The organism is Nonlabens sp. MB-3u-79, assembly GCF_002831625.1.
In the GTDB taxonomy this organism is placed as follows: domain Bacteria; phylum Bacteroidota; class Bacteroidia; order Flavobacteriales; family Flavobacteriaceae; genus Nonlabens.
The window spans coordinates 2,485,997-2,501,476 of record NZ_CP025116.1 but is presented as its reverse complement, the minus strand read 5'-3'; the positions used below and the strand labels follow the sequence as shown (position 1 = coordinate 2,501,476).

The window sequence follows — 15,480 nt, the reverse complement described above, 5'->3', positions numbered from 1 at the left end:
TAACTGAAAGTGATTCTGCACTACAGTAGAATGACGCTAAAAAATGGCATCTCAATAATTAGAACTTCATACTTTTTAATGATTTTTACTAGCTTTCATTAGGTTGATTTCACACTCTTTCCTTCTTGTACATTCCATTTGCCATGTACTTTCATAACTTGTTCTATAATATCGCGTACACAAGCATCGCCGCCATTTCTATGAGAAATGTATTGACTTACAGCTTTTGCTTCTGGAATAGCATCTTGAGGGCAACAGCCTAGTCCAGCAAATTGAATGGCTGCAACATCTGGCATATCATCTCCCATAAATACAATGTTTTCTGGTTTTAAGTTGTGCTTTGCCACGTACGCCCTTATTTGGATCATTTTATCGCTGGCATTTAGGTACACGTCTTTAATACCCAGACCTACCAATCTCGTTTTTACACCTTCATTTGTGCCCCCAGTGATAATACAAACATTATAGCCGTTGTTGAGTGCCGTCTTCATCGCATAGCCATCTCTTGCGTTCATAGTGCGCAATAGTTCACCACTTTCAGAAATAATAAGCCTGCCGTCTGTGAGCACACCATCTACGTCTAAAATAAAAGTGTTAATGTCGTGAAGTAATTCTTTATAGCTTTTTGCCATGTGTTTTTTGTATAGATTTAGTAATGGATCGGTACATTTCTCGATCTTCTTTTTCAAGCAGTAGTAAGTGCTTTTCTATTGTTCTTGAGTCGTTTCTTATCGCTGGACCTGTTTGCGAGCTTTTAGGAGAAAGAGCTATTGCTTTTTCTAATGTTTCTCGCATCAATGCATCTAACAAATGTGTGTCTATAGAGGCTTCTTCCATAATCTCTTCTGCTTTGGAATAACAGTGATTGACAAAGTTGTTCATATAAACTGCTGCTAGATGGAGTTTCTTGCGTTGAGAAGAATTGATTTGTTCCCGCTTTCGCGAAAGCGTAACAGCCACCATTTCCAAAACTTTATTCACCTCTTTACTGCTGGATTCCAGGCAAATATTAATGTCCTCAAAGCTTGGCTTTCTGGAACTGCTAAAACTTTGTGGTAAGTAAAAAACGCCGTGATTCTTGTGATTTTGCAAAACGCTCATAGCAACACTACCACTGGTATGTGCAATGACGGCTTTAGTAGCTTTGATTTGTTCTGAAACTTTTTCTATGGCATCGTCAGGAACGGCAAGCAAAATGAGATCAGAGTCTGGCAGGTTGTTAAGATCAGTAAGTAAAGCTGCGTTGCTGCCTGACAGCTCTTTTTGAGCTCTATTATAATACCCGGTAACTAGAATATTATTAGATGCAGGGACATTTTCAAAGGCATTACAAAGATGCCCACCTATATTACCAGTTCCAATAATAATTATCCTTATCATGTTGTAAAAATACACACTTCAATGCGACTCACAATAAGATGGTGATGTAGCTTTTGTGAAGTATCTTTGCAGCCGGTAAAAAAGTCCTATGAAAGACAGATTGATTGCTTTGCTTTTCGGTACGCGTACCATGACAGTTTTATTACTCGCTTTTGCAGCAAGTATGGCGGCTGGAACCTTTATTGAGAATTCTTATGACACGCCTACTTCTAAAATTTGGGTGTATAATGAATGGTGGTTTTCATTGATCATGTTGTGGTTGATGTTCAATTTTATTTATAACATCAAGAGGTACCAACTCTTACAATGGAAAAAATGGGCCACTCTTACGTTGCATCTTTCCTGGGTTATCATAATCATAGGTGCAGGTATTACCAGGTATATTTCTTTTGAAGGAATGATGCTGATACGAGAAGGACAAACAGAGAATACTTTTTTAAGCGAAGAAACCTATTTCAGTGCGATAATTCAAGGAGAAGACCCCTCTGGTAATTCTATGCAACGGTCAGTAAAGGAAAGGTTATTAATTTCTCAATACGATTATAATACCTCTAGAGATTTTAAATTTTACGATAAGGATATTACCATTACGATAGACAGCATGATCTTTGATGCTGTGGAAGGCTTAAAAGAAGGAGATGAGAATAGCGATTACTATTTAAAAATAGTGGAAGCAGGAGAAGGAAAACGCCACGATCACTTGATTAAAGCTGGAGAAGAGGCTAGTATTCACAATGTGCTATTCGGTGTAAATATAGATCCAGAAATCGCAGCTCAAAAAGGATTGATTAATATTACTGAAAACTGGAACGGTTACACCATACAAACCCCCTATGAAGGAGAGTTTCTACGCATGGCAGACCAGATGGAGGGAAAGGTCATCCCAGATTCTATACAAACCTTACAATTGAGATCTCTTTATACGATGGCAGGAATGCAATTTGTAATTCCAGACCCTGTTACTCAAGGAGAAGTTGGAATTATAAAAAGTCCGGAACCTACTAAGGCACAGGCTCATGGGATTTTGGCTACCGTAACCAGCGGTGACGAGTCACAGAAAATAGAAATGCTAGGAGGGAAAGGTATTATCTCTGATTATGTAGACTTGGATATCAATGGTTTAAAAACCTATATCAAATATGGATCTATTGCAAGAGATCTTTCATTTGGGATACAATTGAACGATTTTATAGCCAGTAAACAACCAGGGACTGAGAAATCTTACTCGGCTTTTGAAAGTCAAGTAACCGTAATTGATTCAGCTGGGAAGTCACAAGAACGTATTTATATGAACCATGTACTCGATAAAGGAGGCTATAGATTTTTCCAAGCAGGATTTGATCCAGATGAGCTTGGCACCCACCTTTCTGTCAACCATGATTTTTGGGGTAAAACGGTAACTTATATAGGGTACTGTTTACTGTATCTTGGTCTGATGGCGTTAATTTTTGATCCGAATACAAGATTTGGAGAATTGAGAAGGTTGATTGAACGAGTTAAAAAACGCAAAGCAAAGCATCTTGCAATGATAGCGCTCTTGTTTACGGCAAGTATTGCTGGAGCTCAAGTGCAAGAAGAAGACCATACAGGGCATCAACATGCCCCTGGAGAACATTCTAAGTCTATTGAAAATAGGGAAGGAGAGAGCACCAATCAAGACGCTTCCACTGTAGCTATAGGAGTAGCTGCAGAAGATATAGCAGCACCTAAGATGACACCTATTCCCGTTAGACTCGCCGATAGTATCATTGTGGCTAATATGGCCCCTCTGGCGCAGGCAGAGCGTTTTGGTAAAGTAGTCGTACAAGATGATGGACGTATGAAGCCCATGTCTACTCTAGCTAGTGAAGTACTACGTAGACTCTCTGAACGAGACTATTATGAGGCAAAAGTAGGGGATAGTATTGTCCGTCTAACACCAGAACAAACCATAATCAGTATGATTCAATTCAGAGATTTGTGGTTTGATGTTCCACTGATAAAACTGAATTATAAAAACGATTCTTTAAAAACAATTCTTGGCGTCGATAAAAGCACCAAGTACGCACGTGGAATGGACTTCTGGAGAAGGCAAGACAGTACGATAGGTAGTTATAAAATCAGTCCGTACCTAGATCAAGCAAATGCTGCTGATGTAAAGTCCAGTATACAACAAGGCTTTATAGACATCAATTACAGTGTAGGGATTTTAGATCAAGTACTTTCAGGTTCCATTTTAAAGATCTTTCCTAAAAAAGGAGCAGAAAACAACACTTGGTATGCTTCACCAGATCTGGAAAAAGCTGCGTATGAAGAAGAACGAGATATTAATTTTGTTAGAGACTTTTTCCCTGCTTACACCTCTTTATTACGTCAAGGAAATGCCAGCGGTAATTATCTCAATGCAAATGCAGCACTGAACAGCCTTTTTGAATTCCAACGTTATCACGGATCAGAAATCATTCCTAGCAAAGAACGTATCGATGCAGAGATTTTGTACAACAAATACAATGTCTTTAAGAACTTGTATAAATGGTACGTGTGGTTTGGTATTCTTATGTTGATTCTCCTAATCGTAGAGATCATAAGACCTATGAAGCAAATACGATGGACTATTAAATTCCATCACTGGGTGATTGCAGCCTTATTCTTAGTGCATACCGCAGCTTTAATCACCAGATGGTATCTGAGTGGTCATGCGCCTTGGTCAGATGCTTATGAATCTTTGATTTATGTAGCTTGGGCCACTATGGCTTTTGGATTAATGTTTGGTAGAAAGAGTGAGATGACTGTGGCAAGTACTGCATTTGTCGTGGCTATCATTTTATGGGTAGCGCAATTGAACTGGCTGGATCCATCCATAGGTAATTTGCAACCGGTGTTAGATTCATATTGGTTAATGATCCACGTAGCGGTGATTGTAGGTAGTTATGGCCCTTTTGCTTTAGGAATGATACTCGGGTTGGTCACTCTGATTTTAATGATTTTCTCTACCAAGAAAAATAGAAAAATCATGGACCTCAATATCAAAGAGTTAACCTATATCAATGAAGTAGCACTTACTGTAGGGTTGATCATGTTAACCATAGGAAACTTTCTTGGTGGTATGTGGGCAAATGAATCTTGGGGTCGTTACTGGGGTTGGGATCCTAAGGAAACTTGGGCTTTGATCACCATTTTTATCTACGCCTTTGTATTGCACTTGCGACTGGTTCCAGGATTGAAAGGAAGATGGACCTTTAACTTATGGTCTGTTCTCGCTTTTGCTAGTGTTTTGATGACCTATTTTGGAGTCAACTTTTACCTATCAGGATTGCACAGTTATGCCAGTGGAGATCAGATCATCTCGTATCAATTTGCTGTGATTACACTGTCGGTTATATTTGTCATTGCAGCCTTTGCAAGGTACAAGGAGTTTAAGATTCACAGGGAATCTAAGAAGAAGTAAGCTGCTAGAATTTTAAAATTAAAAAGCCGATACATTTAATATGTATCGGCTTTTCTGTTAATCACTATTCTCAGAATAGTTGGTGCACAAACATACCTGATCGTGTTTATAAAGAAATTCTATGAGTTTTATATAATTTGATAAGCACCTCTAGGTGTTGTGCTATCTCTTAGAGTTATAGTTAGTTACTTCTTAAAAGAATTTCTATAGGCTTCCTTCTCCCGCTGTGTTTTGCGCTGAATCTGGAATCCTTTTAGGAATTTACGTAAATACTGATCGTTTAAGTATTTAAACTTAGGATGTGATTTCTTTCTAAAAAAGGCGCTTAACTCTGTTTCACTAATTTCAACGTCAGCTTTTTTCCAGATATAAATCAACTCGTCTGAAGTGAAATTAAAAGCAATTTTCAGTTTGCGCAAAATAATAGTATTGTCTAATTCTGTTTCTACAACAGGAATCTGCCCCTCTTTTTTACCGCGATAATTCACGATAAGACCATTGAGAAAAGTCGCTAGATTCTCATCGACAACAACATCAAAATCTTCATCCTCCTCTTTTTTAAGCCAGCTACTTATCTCTGCTCTAGAAACACGCTCACCTCCTTTAGCATACATATCCATCATGGAATCATCACTCAGGTTGAGAGTAAATCGCAGTCTTCTTAAAATATCGTTGTTATCCATTTCTTTTGATTATAGACTAGTTGAAAGATGCAAAGGTACAATTATCATTGTTTTTAGGAAGGATTAAGTGAGGAGTTCCGCTTTCGCGAAAGCACTATTAATAACTCACCTGTCCAGTAAAATAAATTTTAGCTGTCACAACTTAATACCAAACCTAGATAACATCTTCTTTTCAAATTCCCAGAAAAACGCATGCTGTCCAAAAACCCATCCCATTCCTACCAAAACGATTTGGTAAATAGGGAAGATTATCAAAATACGCAGTGGCCAAAAAACCCAAAGCGAAGTAGATTCCTTAGTCAAGCCTATTAACTCCATAAGAGGACCAGATAAGCGAGCAGATAGAGAACCTGTAACGGCAAACACAATAAAAATAGCTATCAATTCCCATCTATAAGTGACGTCCCATCTCGTCCTCAATTTTTTAAACAGCCACATAGTGACTATATAAAAAATAAAAGCAAGGAATACTGTCGTAATGCCCGTAAAAGCATATTCATAAGTAATGTCTTCAAAAGTGGTAGGTAATGTCAGCACTGCTATAAAATAACCGCAGGCGAGAAGTCCTAGAATTCCTAAGGGTATAAAAATGAGTTGCCAGTTATGAGTTATTTCCCAATTCTTTTTTATTTTTTGCATGCTGCAAAAATAAGTTACTTCAGCCTCTGATTGTATGTTTGTTCAAAGAAAAGAAAGTAGTTATATAACATATAATTGACTTCATAGCCATAATCTATATTGCGATCATATTCTATAGGAAAAGTGTATAAATTAACTCCGTACTGCATGGGGTTCCTAGTTCGTAAATTATACTCCATTACTTTAAAATTATTACTAATTTCCATACTAGATTGTGAGTAATATCCTTGTTGTGGTTGACCTGCAAGCCAACCATAAAATCCTGGCTCTATAACGATTAGCTCGTATTGCAGACTGTCATTTGCAATACGCACGGTATCATTTTGTACTCCAGAGGGATTCTTTTTTCCTTTTGTCCTCGTTTGCACGGAGCTGCATCCTACAATAGCTGCTATTATTAAAATGCTGTATAATAAATTTTTCATAGGCTAAAAGTAAAGTGGAAGTTAAGATTTAAAAAGGAGCAATGAGTCAGCAGGCATGTTCAATGAGTGAAATTAATAAAGCAACTACTTGAAAGGTCATTCCTTTAGTTTTTCAAATGCAGTTCTATTTATTTGCCAAAGCCCACTTGTTTCCAGCATATAAAGACATTTTTTGGAAGACTCTTTTCACCTTGTAAAACACCTTGGTTTAATAGGTCTGATTCTTTAAAAGCCTTGTTAACAAATACATAAAAACACTATTCATCGGTGGAATACAACTTCTGAATTTGTTGTACCATTATAGGATTTCTAAGTACTGCCCTGTCAAAGTCCTTCATGAACATGGTCATTTTTTTACGCTCCTGAGCATCCAGGTCATTAAAAAAGTAAGCCATCTCGGTTTTATTCCCTTTATGGTCTTCAGCATAAAGAGCTTTTGTTATGATAAAGAGAGTCGACCCACTTTTAATTCCTATATGCTTATAGAATTCCTTTGTAGAATTATAGCGCATACTTGTTTCAATGATTTCATGGAGAACAGTTTGTGTTTTTTCATCATAATAGGTTTTGGAATTGAGTTTTTTCATCAATGCAACATAATCACCAACACTTCCAGTAGGCAATCTGTCCGACCAAATACGCTGCATGGTCTCATTTAAATCCAACTGTTGGTTGCTATAATCAGGATCCTTAAGCATTTTCTGATGAATATCCAGTGCATAATTGATGTACTGCTCTTCAGATAAGTTTTTAATAGCCTGTATTAGTTCCTCTTCTGTTTTATCTTTAAAGTACTCTTTAGTAATAAATAAGGAAGAAACAAAAGGATAAATAGGAGAGTGGTCCTTAAAATCTAATTTGGTCAACTGATTATTGATATTTTTAAGACCTAATCGTTCCATAAGCCATTCTGAATTTGCATTAGAACTGTATTGCATCATTCCTTTTGCAATACTTATTAAAGGTATACTATCGCCGTATTTAAGAATATCATCGCTGTCACTCCAGTTATTATGAGCGCCGGCATCTGAATTAGGAACATAGAATTGAAGCAGTTCTTTCTTTGCTATTTTCTCCTCTGGATTTAGCAAACCTTGTCCAACTTGCTCAGCAAATTCCACTGCTATGATTAACTTTAGCGTACTGGCCAGTGGCATTTGTTTATGAAGGTTTTGCTGACCGATGACGGTATCATTTCTAATTAATAAAAAAGCAGATTTATCTGGATTTTCTAAAGCAAATTGAGCGACATAATCATCTTCAGGAAAGAAGGAATATATCGCATATCCACCAGCAGCAGCAGCGATTACCACAATGATAACCATTCCCAGTATTATTTTTTTAATCATCAAATTGGTTTTAGATCTGTTCAACTATATCTGACGGTTCCTGTTGTGGTTTTGTTACAAAAGATTGCCTTAATCTGAAAAGCTTTTTTTTTTGTAAACAGCTATTTATAAGTAAAATAGTATAAGAAGCGGATAGATTCAACATGATTTTGCGGCATTATAATTAGAAGGTAATTCTTGTTATTGAACATCTAACAGGAGCCTATTTTATAAAAGTAGGCCTTTGCGAAATATAGTGTGAGCTTAACAACAGCAGTAATAAACCCTGTTTTAAAACTGTAGACAAGATTCTGATGCTGCTTATAGAGAAAACTTATTTGTAAAGGATAAAGACGATGGTAATTAACTTAGGGCTTATCCAACTTTCCTACGGGAATTGCAAGAAGTATTTCAACGGTTTTTATCCTAATGGTACTTCCATCAATAAAATCTCAGCATTCTCAGATAAAGAAGTCAATTCAAAAGAGGAGGCCTCCCAAATCCCTAACCCATCGCGATGGCTCATTTCTTGATCTCCTATCTTAAAAGAACCTTTTAAAACAAAAGCGTAGACCCCGTTTCCAGACTTGTTGATCTCATAAGTACTTTTTATACCTTTTTCAAAAGTTCCTAAATGAAACCAAGCATCTTGATGAATCCATACACCGGCATCCTCTGGGTTAGGAGAAAGTATTTGTTCTAATTGATTGCGCCTATTGTTAGGGTCAAGAGTGATTTGATCATAACGAGGAGTGACATTTTGCTGATTAGGAATAACCCAAATTTGAAGAAATTTCACTTCTTCATTTTGACTTGCATTTTTCTCACTGTGAGTAATCCCCGTCCCTGCGCTCATCACTTGGATATCTCCATTTTTGATAATGGTTGTTCTTCCTGTACTGTCTTGGTGTTTTAAGTCCCCAGAAAGAGGGATGCTTATAATCTCCATGTTCTCATGCGGGTGAGCACCAAAGCCCATACCACCTGCAACAGCATCATCATTTAATACGCGCAATACTCCAAAACTCATACGGTCTGGATTGTGATATCCCGCAAAGCTAAACGAATGGTAACTATTCAACCAGCCATGATTTGCATGACCTCTAGAATCTGATTTGTGTAGGGTTGTATTCATGCAGACAAATTTATTGTATGTACAAGTAATATGGTGTTAACGGAATCAAAAAAAACCGCATTTCTCATTGAAATGCGGTTCATCCTATTTTACCATTGTAGTCTTTTGATACCTAAAACAGCTTCAGATTGTTTCAAATAATTTTAGCAATACAGTACTGTATTCAACTATATGATTTGATAATCATACGGCAGCGTCTTACCCTAATATGTTAATAATCTGGTCTGCTAGTTCGGTTCCAATACGGTCCTGAGCTTCATTAGTTGCAGCACCTATATGTGGACTTAAAGAAAGTTTAGAGTTCATAAGCAATACAACCTCAGGTTTTGGTTCTTTTTCAAAAACATCTAACGCAGCAAAAGAGATGTGCTCTGATTCTAAGGCAGCTACTAAAGCTACTTCATCAAGAACACCACCACGAGCAGCATTAACAATAGCAGCTCCTTTTTTCATCATTTCTAACTCATCAGTTCCTATAACATAATCCGTTTGTGCGGGAACATGAATAGTTACAAAGTCGGCTGTTTTTAATAGTTCTTCTTTACTTACCAAAGGAATTTCAACATTAATAGTTTGTCCGTCAAAAAGATCCCAGGAAACAGTAGGTGACTTATCTGCAAAACTATCGTGAGCAATTACGTTCATTCCTACACCAGCAGCAATTTTGGCCACTTCTTGTCCTATACGTCCTATTCCAATTATCCCTATAGTTTTACCTCGTAGTTCAGAACCTTTTGCATAGGTTTTTTTAAGCCCTTTAAAGTTGCTTTCTCCTTCTAGCGGCATGTTGCGGTTTGCATCATAAAGAAAACGAACTCCACCATAAAGGTGTGCAAAAACCAATTCAGAGACACTTGCGCTACTCGCTGCAGGAGTATTGATTACTTGAAGACCTTTTTCACGAGCATAAGTCACATCTATATTATCCATTCCAACACCACCACGACCTATAATTTTAAGACTTGGACAATTATCGATCAATTCCTTACGAGCCGTTGTAGCAGATCGTACTAAAAGAACTGCGATATCATTTTTATTGATGTAATCTTGTAGTTGATCTTGTGCTACATTTGTAGTCAACACCTCGTGACCAGCTGCGGTTAATTTATCTATTCCGCTTTGTGAAACGCCATCATTTGCTAGTATTTTCATAATAATCTTCTAATTTTTTAATTGCCGTTAACCCATCCAAGGGAAGTCGGAAACAAATGCTTTTAATTTTAATTTTGTTTTCAGCTCTTTAAGCTGTTCTCTCTAGTTCTTTCATGGTATCCACAAGTGCTTGTACGCTTTCTAATGGCAAAGCATTGTACATACTTGCACGATATCCACCTACAGACCTATGACCGTTTAAACCGTTGATTCCTGCTTCTTTCCATAAAGCGTCAAAAGCAGGGGCATGTGCCTCATTGTTCAGTACAAAAGTGGCGTTCATAGTGGAACGATCTTCTTTTTCTGTAACGAAACCTTTAAATAATGGGTTGCGATCTATTTCGTTATAAATCAAAGCAGCTTTCTGATTGTTGAGTTTTTCAATCGCATCAATTCCGCCGTTTTCTTTTAGCCACTCTAAGGTGAGCATGCTCACATAAATAGGAAATACTGGTGGCGTATTGAACATAGACTCTTTAGAGATGTGTTTTCTATAATCGAGCATAGAAGGGATTTGTCTTGAAACTTTCCCTAAGATATCTTCTTTTACTACAATTAATGTGGCTCCAGCAGGGCCCATATTTTTTTGAGCTCCAGCATAAATCAAATCGTATTTTTCAAAATCGCGTTGTCTTGAAAAAATATCACTACTCATATCACAAATAAGAGGAACAGAAACATCAGGTGTGTACTGTAACTGCGTACCAAAAATGGTGTTATTGGTCTGAAAGTGAAAGTAATCCACATCTTCTGGCACTACATAACCTTTAGGTATATAGTTGTAGTTGTCTTTCTTTGAAGAGCCTACTTCAACAACCTCTCCAAACATTTTGGCTTCCTTGATCGCTTTATCGCTCCAAGTACCTGTATTGAGATAGGCTGCTTTTTTCTCAAGTAGGTTATAAGCTACCATTAAAAATTGCATGCTTGCGCCGCCACCTAAAAAGATTGCTTTGTAACCTTTATCAGTTAAACCTAAGTGTTCTAAGGCTAGAGCCTGGGCTTTTTCCATTACCGCAACAAAATCTTTACTCCGGTGGGAAATCTCTAAAATACTAAGGTCATTGAAATTAAGAACAGCTGCAGCTGCTTTTTTGAAAACTTCTTGTGGCAGTATGCAAGGACCTGCGCTAAAATTGTGCTTAAGCATTTTTTGTTCTCTTTAGGATGAAATACAAAAATGCAAAATCAAAGACCAAAATATGTTATGAAATCGATAAGGTTTTTAAGATAATGTCAACAAAAACTGAATCGTGTCCACACCATCAGCATAATCTTGTAATCCAGGGGTCTGTGTTGTTCCAAAATCAACAATTTGAGGAGCGTTCTTACCTCCCAACTTTTCTATGACAGTAGCCGCTGCGGCCCCTTGGGCAACAACACATTGCAATTGATCTGCGTTTTGTTCAAATTCTACCGCTAGATCTTCTATGTGTTCATAAAAACTATAACCTAAACTCGCGATAGGAGAAGAGTAGCTGCTGTTCTCTTCTTTTATCAATAAGAATTCGTTGTCCAGTAAATCAAACTCACTCATCAGGTAAACCGCCTTGTTGTAATCGTAATTATTCAAGTACTTCTCATTTTTGATAAGTCCTTTCTGCACAAACATCCCATTAAAAAAAAGATCAAAATTATAACCTTTAGGAACCTTTAAATGACTCACACTTCTACAACCCAAACCAAAATAAAGAAACACATCCTTACTCAAAGCCTCCATTTGCTCTAGAGTTTCATTCCCTGTTAGTACAGCAACACTATTACGGTTCTTGCGTATGATGTTAGGTTTTTCACCAAAATAATGTTCAAAATAACGTGCGGTATTGTTGCTTCCTGTCGCGATAACAGCATCGTAATTTTCCAATTTACCATCCACATAGGAATAAGATGATGCTAAGTCTGCACAAAATGAAGTTGCTATTTCTAGCAGTAAAGGCGTCAACACATCATCATTACTCGAATTTTTTATCATGGCATGATGACCAACGATGATCACCGATAACACATCGTGAAAACCTACTAATGGCAAATTACCAGCAGTTATTAATGCAATATTTTTAGCGGTCACCTTATCTAAAGGATAATTTTGCATCCAAATCGTTAAATTTTCTTCGTTAAGTGCCTCTGCCCATTGTGTAATGGCAAATTCTAAGGTGTCATCTGTAAACCAAGAGTTCTTGCGTTGAGCGAGCTCTAATCTCTGCTGAATACGGTCGTGCCAGCTTACACCGTCATTTGTTAACGCTTTTAAACTGCCTTCTAGGTAGGAGGAAAGTAGGGAACTCGCTTTCGCGAAAGCGGTAATTCGATCATTTAACGAGGTATTAATTGACTTTGTCTTCACTAGTGGCTATTTTTGCACAAAAGTAAATAAAAGCTATGGCAATCATCATAACAGACGAATGTATTAATTGCGGTGCTTGCGAGGCAGAGTGTCCGAACACGGCAATTTATGAACCAGCTGACGACTATCGCTATGCAGATGGTACTGATCTAGATGGAAATGTAGTGTTGCCATCTGGAAAAGAAATAGATGCTAACGAGACGCAAGAACCAGTAAGTGACGAATTTTATTATATAGTACCCGATAAATGTACCGAATGTGTTGGCTTTCATGAAGAGCCACAATGTGCTGCTGTTTGTCCGGTAGATTGTTGTGTGCCAGACGACAATGTGGTAGAAACGAAGGAAGAGCTAGAAGCCAAACAGGCTTTTATGCATAAAGGATAAATCTCTTAATTATTGATTTACTATTGCAAATTTGTAATGGAAACCACACACTCAGTATCAGTTTTCACAGGAAAGCGGTTACTTAATAATTAAACTTTTCTATTTTATATAAAAACCCAACGGCTAGCCGTTGGGTTTTTTTGTTTAATCCTAAAATTTAAACAAGGCATGACATTTCCTTATCTTAGCTCCAAATAGTAGTATTATGAAATATCTCTTTACTCTTCTGGTGTTCTTTACAAGCTTTAATATCAATGCGCAAGAACTCAGCGGTAAGCAATTACTGGATAAGGCAATTAAGAAACATGATCCTAATAATAATTGGTCTTCATTTACAGGTAAGTTAGAGATAACAATGACCACACCTAAAAACCCTAAAAGGGTTAGCAATATTGACATTAATTTACCCGCTCAATGTTTTGAATTGATTGCTGTAAGAGACAGCGTTATGACCGAGTATCGTGTCAATGAAGATGAAGTTAACGTCGTAAAGCTAGACTGGAAAAACCCAGAAAAGCAACTAGAGACTACAGAAAAGGATTTGGAACGTGCTGTTTTTATGAAAAACTACTACACCTATTTGTATGGATTACCTATGAAGTTGAAGGATCAAGGAACTCATATAGCCGAAAAAGTAGAACGCAAAACCTTTAAAGGCAAAGAGTACCTTGTACTCAAGGCCACTTATGATCAACATGTAGGTAGCGATGCATGGTTTTTTTATTTTGACCCCACTACATATAAGATGGAAGTGTACCAGTTTTTTAAAACGGAACCTTTTGGAAAAATAATTCCTAATACTGGAGAGTATATTTTACTTTCTGAAAACCAAGTGGTTAATGATATCAATATGCCTAAAGTGCGCAAGTGGTATTACAATAAAGACGATCAGTTTTTAGGTGCTGATGTAATTACTAAATAAAGGATTAAAATTTCTTCTCGTCTGTAGACGCAACCATTTCTAAATTGTTTCATCTATTATAAAATCAAAACTTAGATGAGAAAATTATTCTTTTTACTTCTTCCTATTCTGCTTGTTTCTTGTGAGGCCAGGTTAGAAAACGATGCCAGAGCACTTTTTAAAACAAGGGTAGTAGATGCATCAGGTGATCCTATTGCTGATATGCAGGTAAGTGCTACTACCTATAGAACCAATCGTTTTATCACAGGACAGGCGCTCTCCAAGTTTTCTCCGGCAGACGAAGATTTTATATTAGGGAAAGGAATTACTGATGAAAATGGGCAAGTGGAATTTGTAATGCTGGTAGATGGCAGTTTTTTTATAAGTTTTGATTCAGAAGATTACGCAGCTAACAAAATCAGCGTTTCAAGACAAGAATTGAATGATGATTATCTATTAGATATCCCAGAGACGATCTTAAAAGAAACTTCAACAGTGGAAATTGAATTTGTAAACACCTCAGGAACTATAGAGGAGTACAACGCCACTTTTGATTTTGAATCTTTAGATTGTGCTCTCATTTATAGAAATGATATGCTGACGCAGGATCAGGACTGTATATTTTATAATTTTCAATCCACAAGTTTTAATAGAACAGCTAACGATGGTATTTTTGAATTGAACCTATTCTATCCGTCTGTGATTGAGGTCCGATTTACAGATGCTATGGGTAATGAATCCATAAGAACTTATACTATAACCAGTGCTTTAGAACGATATGAGATTACCTACTAGAATAATTATAAGCATCCTGCTTTTTTTGGTTACAGGACTATCTTTTGCTCAAGAAGACTCATCAGAATTAGCCGTACCCAATTCTGAACAACCTAAACGTCTATTTCTTACCGATCTTTATTTACAACGTGGAATTCCCTCTGGAGATAATTTTGCTGGTAATGGATTGGAAGGAGGAGCCGGCTATGGAATACGTATGCAGTTTTATGTGCCAAAAAACTTTTATTTAGGAGCTGCGCTTACACAAGATTTTATGAGTGTAAAAAGCACGGCTATAGTTGGCGAGTATGCTAGAGCTACAAAGTTTAACGCTTATGTCTTTGCAGGTTACGACTACCGCTTAAATGAAGATTGGAATATCACAGCAGACCTAGGCTATGGGTATAGCCAGAATAAAAACAGGCAAAGTGGGTCCCAGGGTGGTGGAAAGTTTAGGGATTCTGGAAATGTGTTGCGTTTTACTTCGAGCTTGGAATATCATTTTAGTGATGGAATTTCATTTTTCTTCAGTCCTAGCTATGAAATAGTTACTTACCGTATTAATACAGCTCCTTCATTGAACGATAGCTTTAACAATGCTAATTACTTTAACCTTGCTATAGGAATACGCTTAAACGTAAGAGATTACAGTGCTATTCGATTAAAAAAAACAGTGAATCAAGATCTTCAAGAATTACTAAGTCGCGACCCTGAAGATTTGAGTATTAAAGAAAAACGCCGTTTGTACTTTCTCAAAAAGAAAGAGGCTAGAAGGCATCGAAAAGAAAGAAAGAATAATAAATCTTTGTTTTAATATCGAGCAATACGATCGGATAGAGCTTCTAGCAAATGGAAGTAAATGATAATTGTATCTAATTAGGCATGTTGCGTTTACGGCAACTGTTT

General features: G+C 37.0%; 15 protein-coding genes. 5 read left to right on the top strand and 10 right to left on the bottom strand.

Features of this window, described 5'->3' with window-relative positions; genetic code table 11:
• Positions 1-98 precede the first annotated feature (98 nt).
• Together CW736_RS11040 and CW736_RS11035 are read right to left on the bottom strand one after the other, a co-directional pair.
• On the bottom strand, positions 99-632 hold the full coding sequence (locus CW736_RS11040; protein WP_101013997.1) for a KdsC family phosphatase: 534 nt from the start codon (positions 630-632) through the stop codon (positions 99-101).
• Positions 616-1,380, bottom strand: coding sequence for a Rossmann-like and DUF2520 domain-containing protein (locus CW736_RS11035; protein WP_101013996.1), 765 nt, complete (start codon positions 1,378-1,380; stop codon positions 616-618). The genes CW736_RS11040 and CW736_RS11035 overlap by 17 nt, the downstream gene beginning before the upstream one ends.
• Positions 1,381-1,468: 88 nt before the next feature.
• On the opposite strand from CW736_RS11035, the gene ccsA reads away from it, so the two are divergent.
• Complete coding sequence (ccsA, locus tag CW736_RS11030; RefSeq protein ID WP_101013995.1) at positions 1,469-4,807, top strand: cytochrome c biogenesis protein; 3,339 nt, start codon at positions 1,469-1,471, stop codon at positions 4,805-4,807.
• A 185-nt stretch (positions 4,808-4,992) separates the two neighbouring features.
• Here the strand turns inward: ccsA and CW736_RS11025 are convergent, their stop codons facing one another.
• The 8 genes from CW736_RS11025 to CW736_RS10990 form a co-directional block, all read right to left on the bottom strand.
• Positions 4,993-5,490 carry a DUF1456 family protein gene (locus CW736_RS11025; protein ID WP_101013994.1) on the bottom strand — a complete coding sequence of 166 codons (498 nt, stop codon included), beginning with the start codon at positions 5,488-5,490 and terminating at the stop codon, positions 4,993-4,995.
• Between the two features lie 135 nt (positions 5,491-5,625).
• Positions 5,626-6,129, bottom strand: a complete 504-nt coding sequence (locus CW736_RS11020) for a DUF6787 family protein (RefSeq protein WP_101013993.1) — start codon at positions 6,127-6,129, stop codon at positions 5,626-5,628.
• Between the two features lie 14 nt (positions 6,130-6,143).
• On the bottom strand, positions 6,144-6,554 hold the full coding sequence (locus CW736_RS11015) for a DUF6146 family protein (RefSeq protein WP_101013992.1): 411 nt from the start codon (positions 6,552-6,554) through the stop codon (positions 6,144-6,146).
• Positions 6,555-6,811: 257 nt separating this feature from the next.
• A complete protein-coding gene (locus tag CW736_RS11010; RefSeq protein ID WP_157810935.1) occupies positions 6,812-7,903 on the bottom strand; it encodes a serine hydrolase in 1,092 nt (363 codons plus the stop codon).
• Positions 7,904-8,303: 400 nt separating this feature from the next.
• A complete protein-coding gene (locus CW736_RS11005; RefSeq protein WP_101013990.1) occupies positions 8,304-9,017 on the bottom strand; it encodes a pirin family protein in 714 nt (237 codons plus the stop codon).
• A gap of 198 nt (positions 9,018-9,215) precedes the next feature.
• Entirely contained in the window at positions 9,216-10,169 is a 954-nt protein-coding gene (locus CW736_RS11000) for an NAD(P)-dependent oxidoreductase (protein ID WP_101013989.1), read from the bottom strand.
• A gap of 88 nt (positions 10,170-10,257) precedes the next feature.
• A complete protein-coding gene (gene serC / locus CW736_RS10995) occupies positions 10,258-11,319 on the bottom strand; it encodes a 3-phosphoserine/phosphohydroxythreonine transaminase (protein ID WP_101013988.1) in 1,062 nt (353 codons plus the stop codon).
• 75 nt (positions 11,320-11,394) lie between these two features.
• On the bottom strand, positions 11,395-12,513 hold the full coding sequence (locus tag CW736_RS10990; RefSeq protein ID WP_101013987.1) for an acyl-CoA reductase: 1,119 nt from the start codon (positions 12,511-12,513) through the stop codon (positions 11,395-11,397).
• Between the two features lie 35 nt (positions 12,514-12,548).
• Here CW736_RS10990 and CW736_RS10985 point away from each other — a divergent pair, with 35 nt between their 5' ends.
• The 4 genes from CW736_RS10985 to CW736_RS10970 all read left to right on the top strand — a co-directional run bounded on the left by CW736_RS10985 (position 12,549) and on the right by CW736_RS10970 (position 15,388).
• A complete protein-coding gene (locus tag CW736_RS10985) occupies positions 12,549-12,899 on the top strand; it encodes a 4Fe-4S dicluster domain-containing protein (protein WP_101013986.1) in 351 nt (116 codons plus the stop codon).
• 205 nt (positions 12,900-13,104) lie between these two features.
• Complete coding sequence (locus tag CW736_RS10980; protein ID WP_101013985.1) at positions 13,105-13,821, top strand: DUF6503 family protein; 717 nt, start codon at positions 13,105-13,107, stop codon at positions 13,819-13,821.
• 75 nt (positions 13,822-13,896) lie between these two features.
• Positions 13,897-14,595: a hypothetical protein gene (locus CW736_RS10975; RefSeq protein ID WP_101013984.1), complete on the top strand. Its 699-nt coding sequence runs from the start codon at positions 13,897-13,899 to the stop codon at positions 14,593-14,595.
• Positions 14,579-15,388: an autotransporter domain-containing protein gene (locus CW736_RS10970; RefSeq protein WP_101013983.1), complete on the top strand. Its 810-nt coding sequence runs from the start codon at positions 14,579-14,581 to the stop codon at positions 15,386-15,388. The genes CW736_RS10975 and CW736_RS10970 overlap by 17 nt, the downstream gene beginning before the upstream one ends.
• Positions 15,389-15,480: the final 92 nt, after the last annotated feature.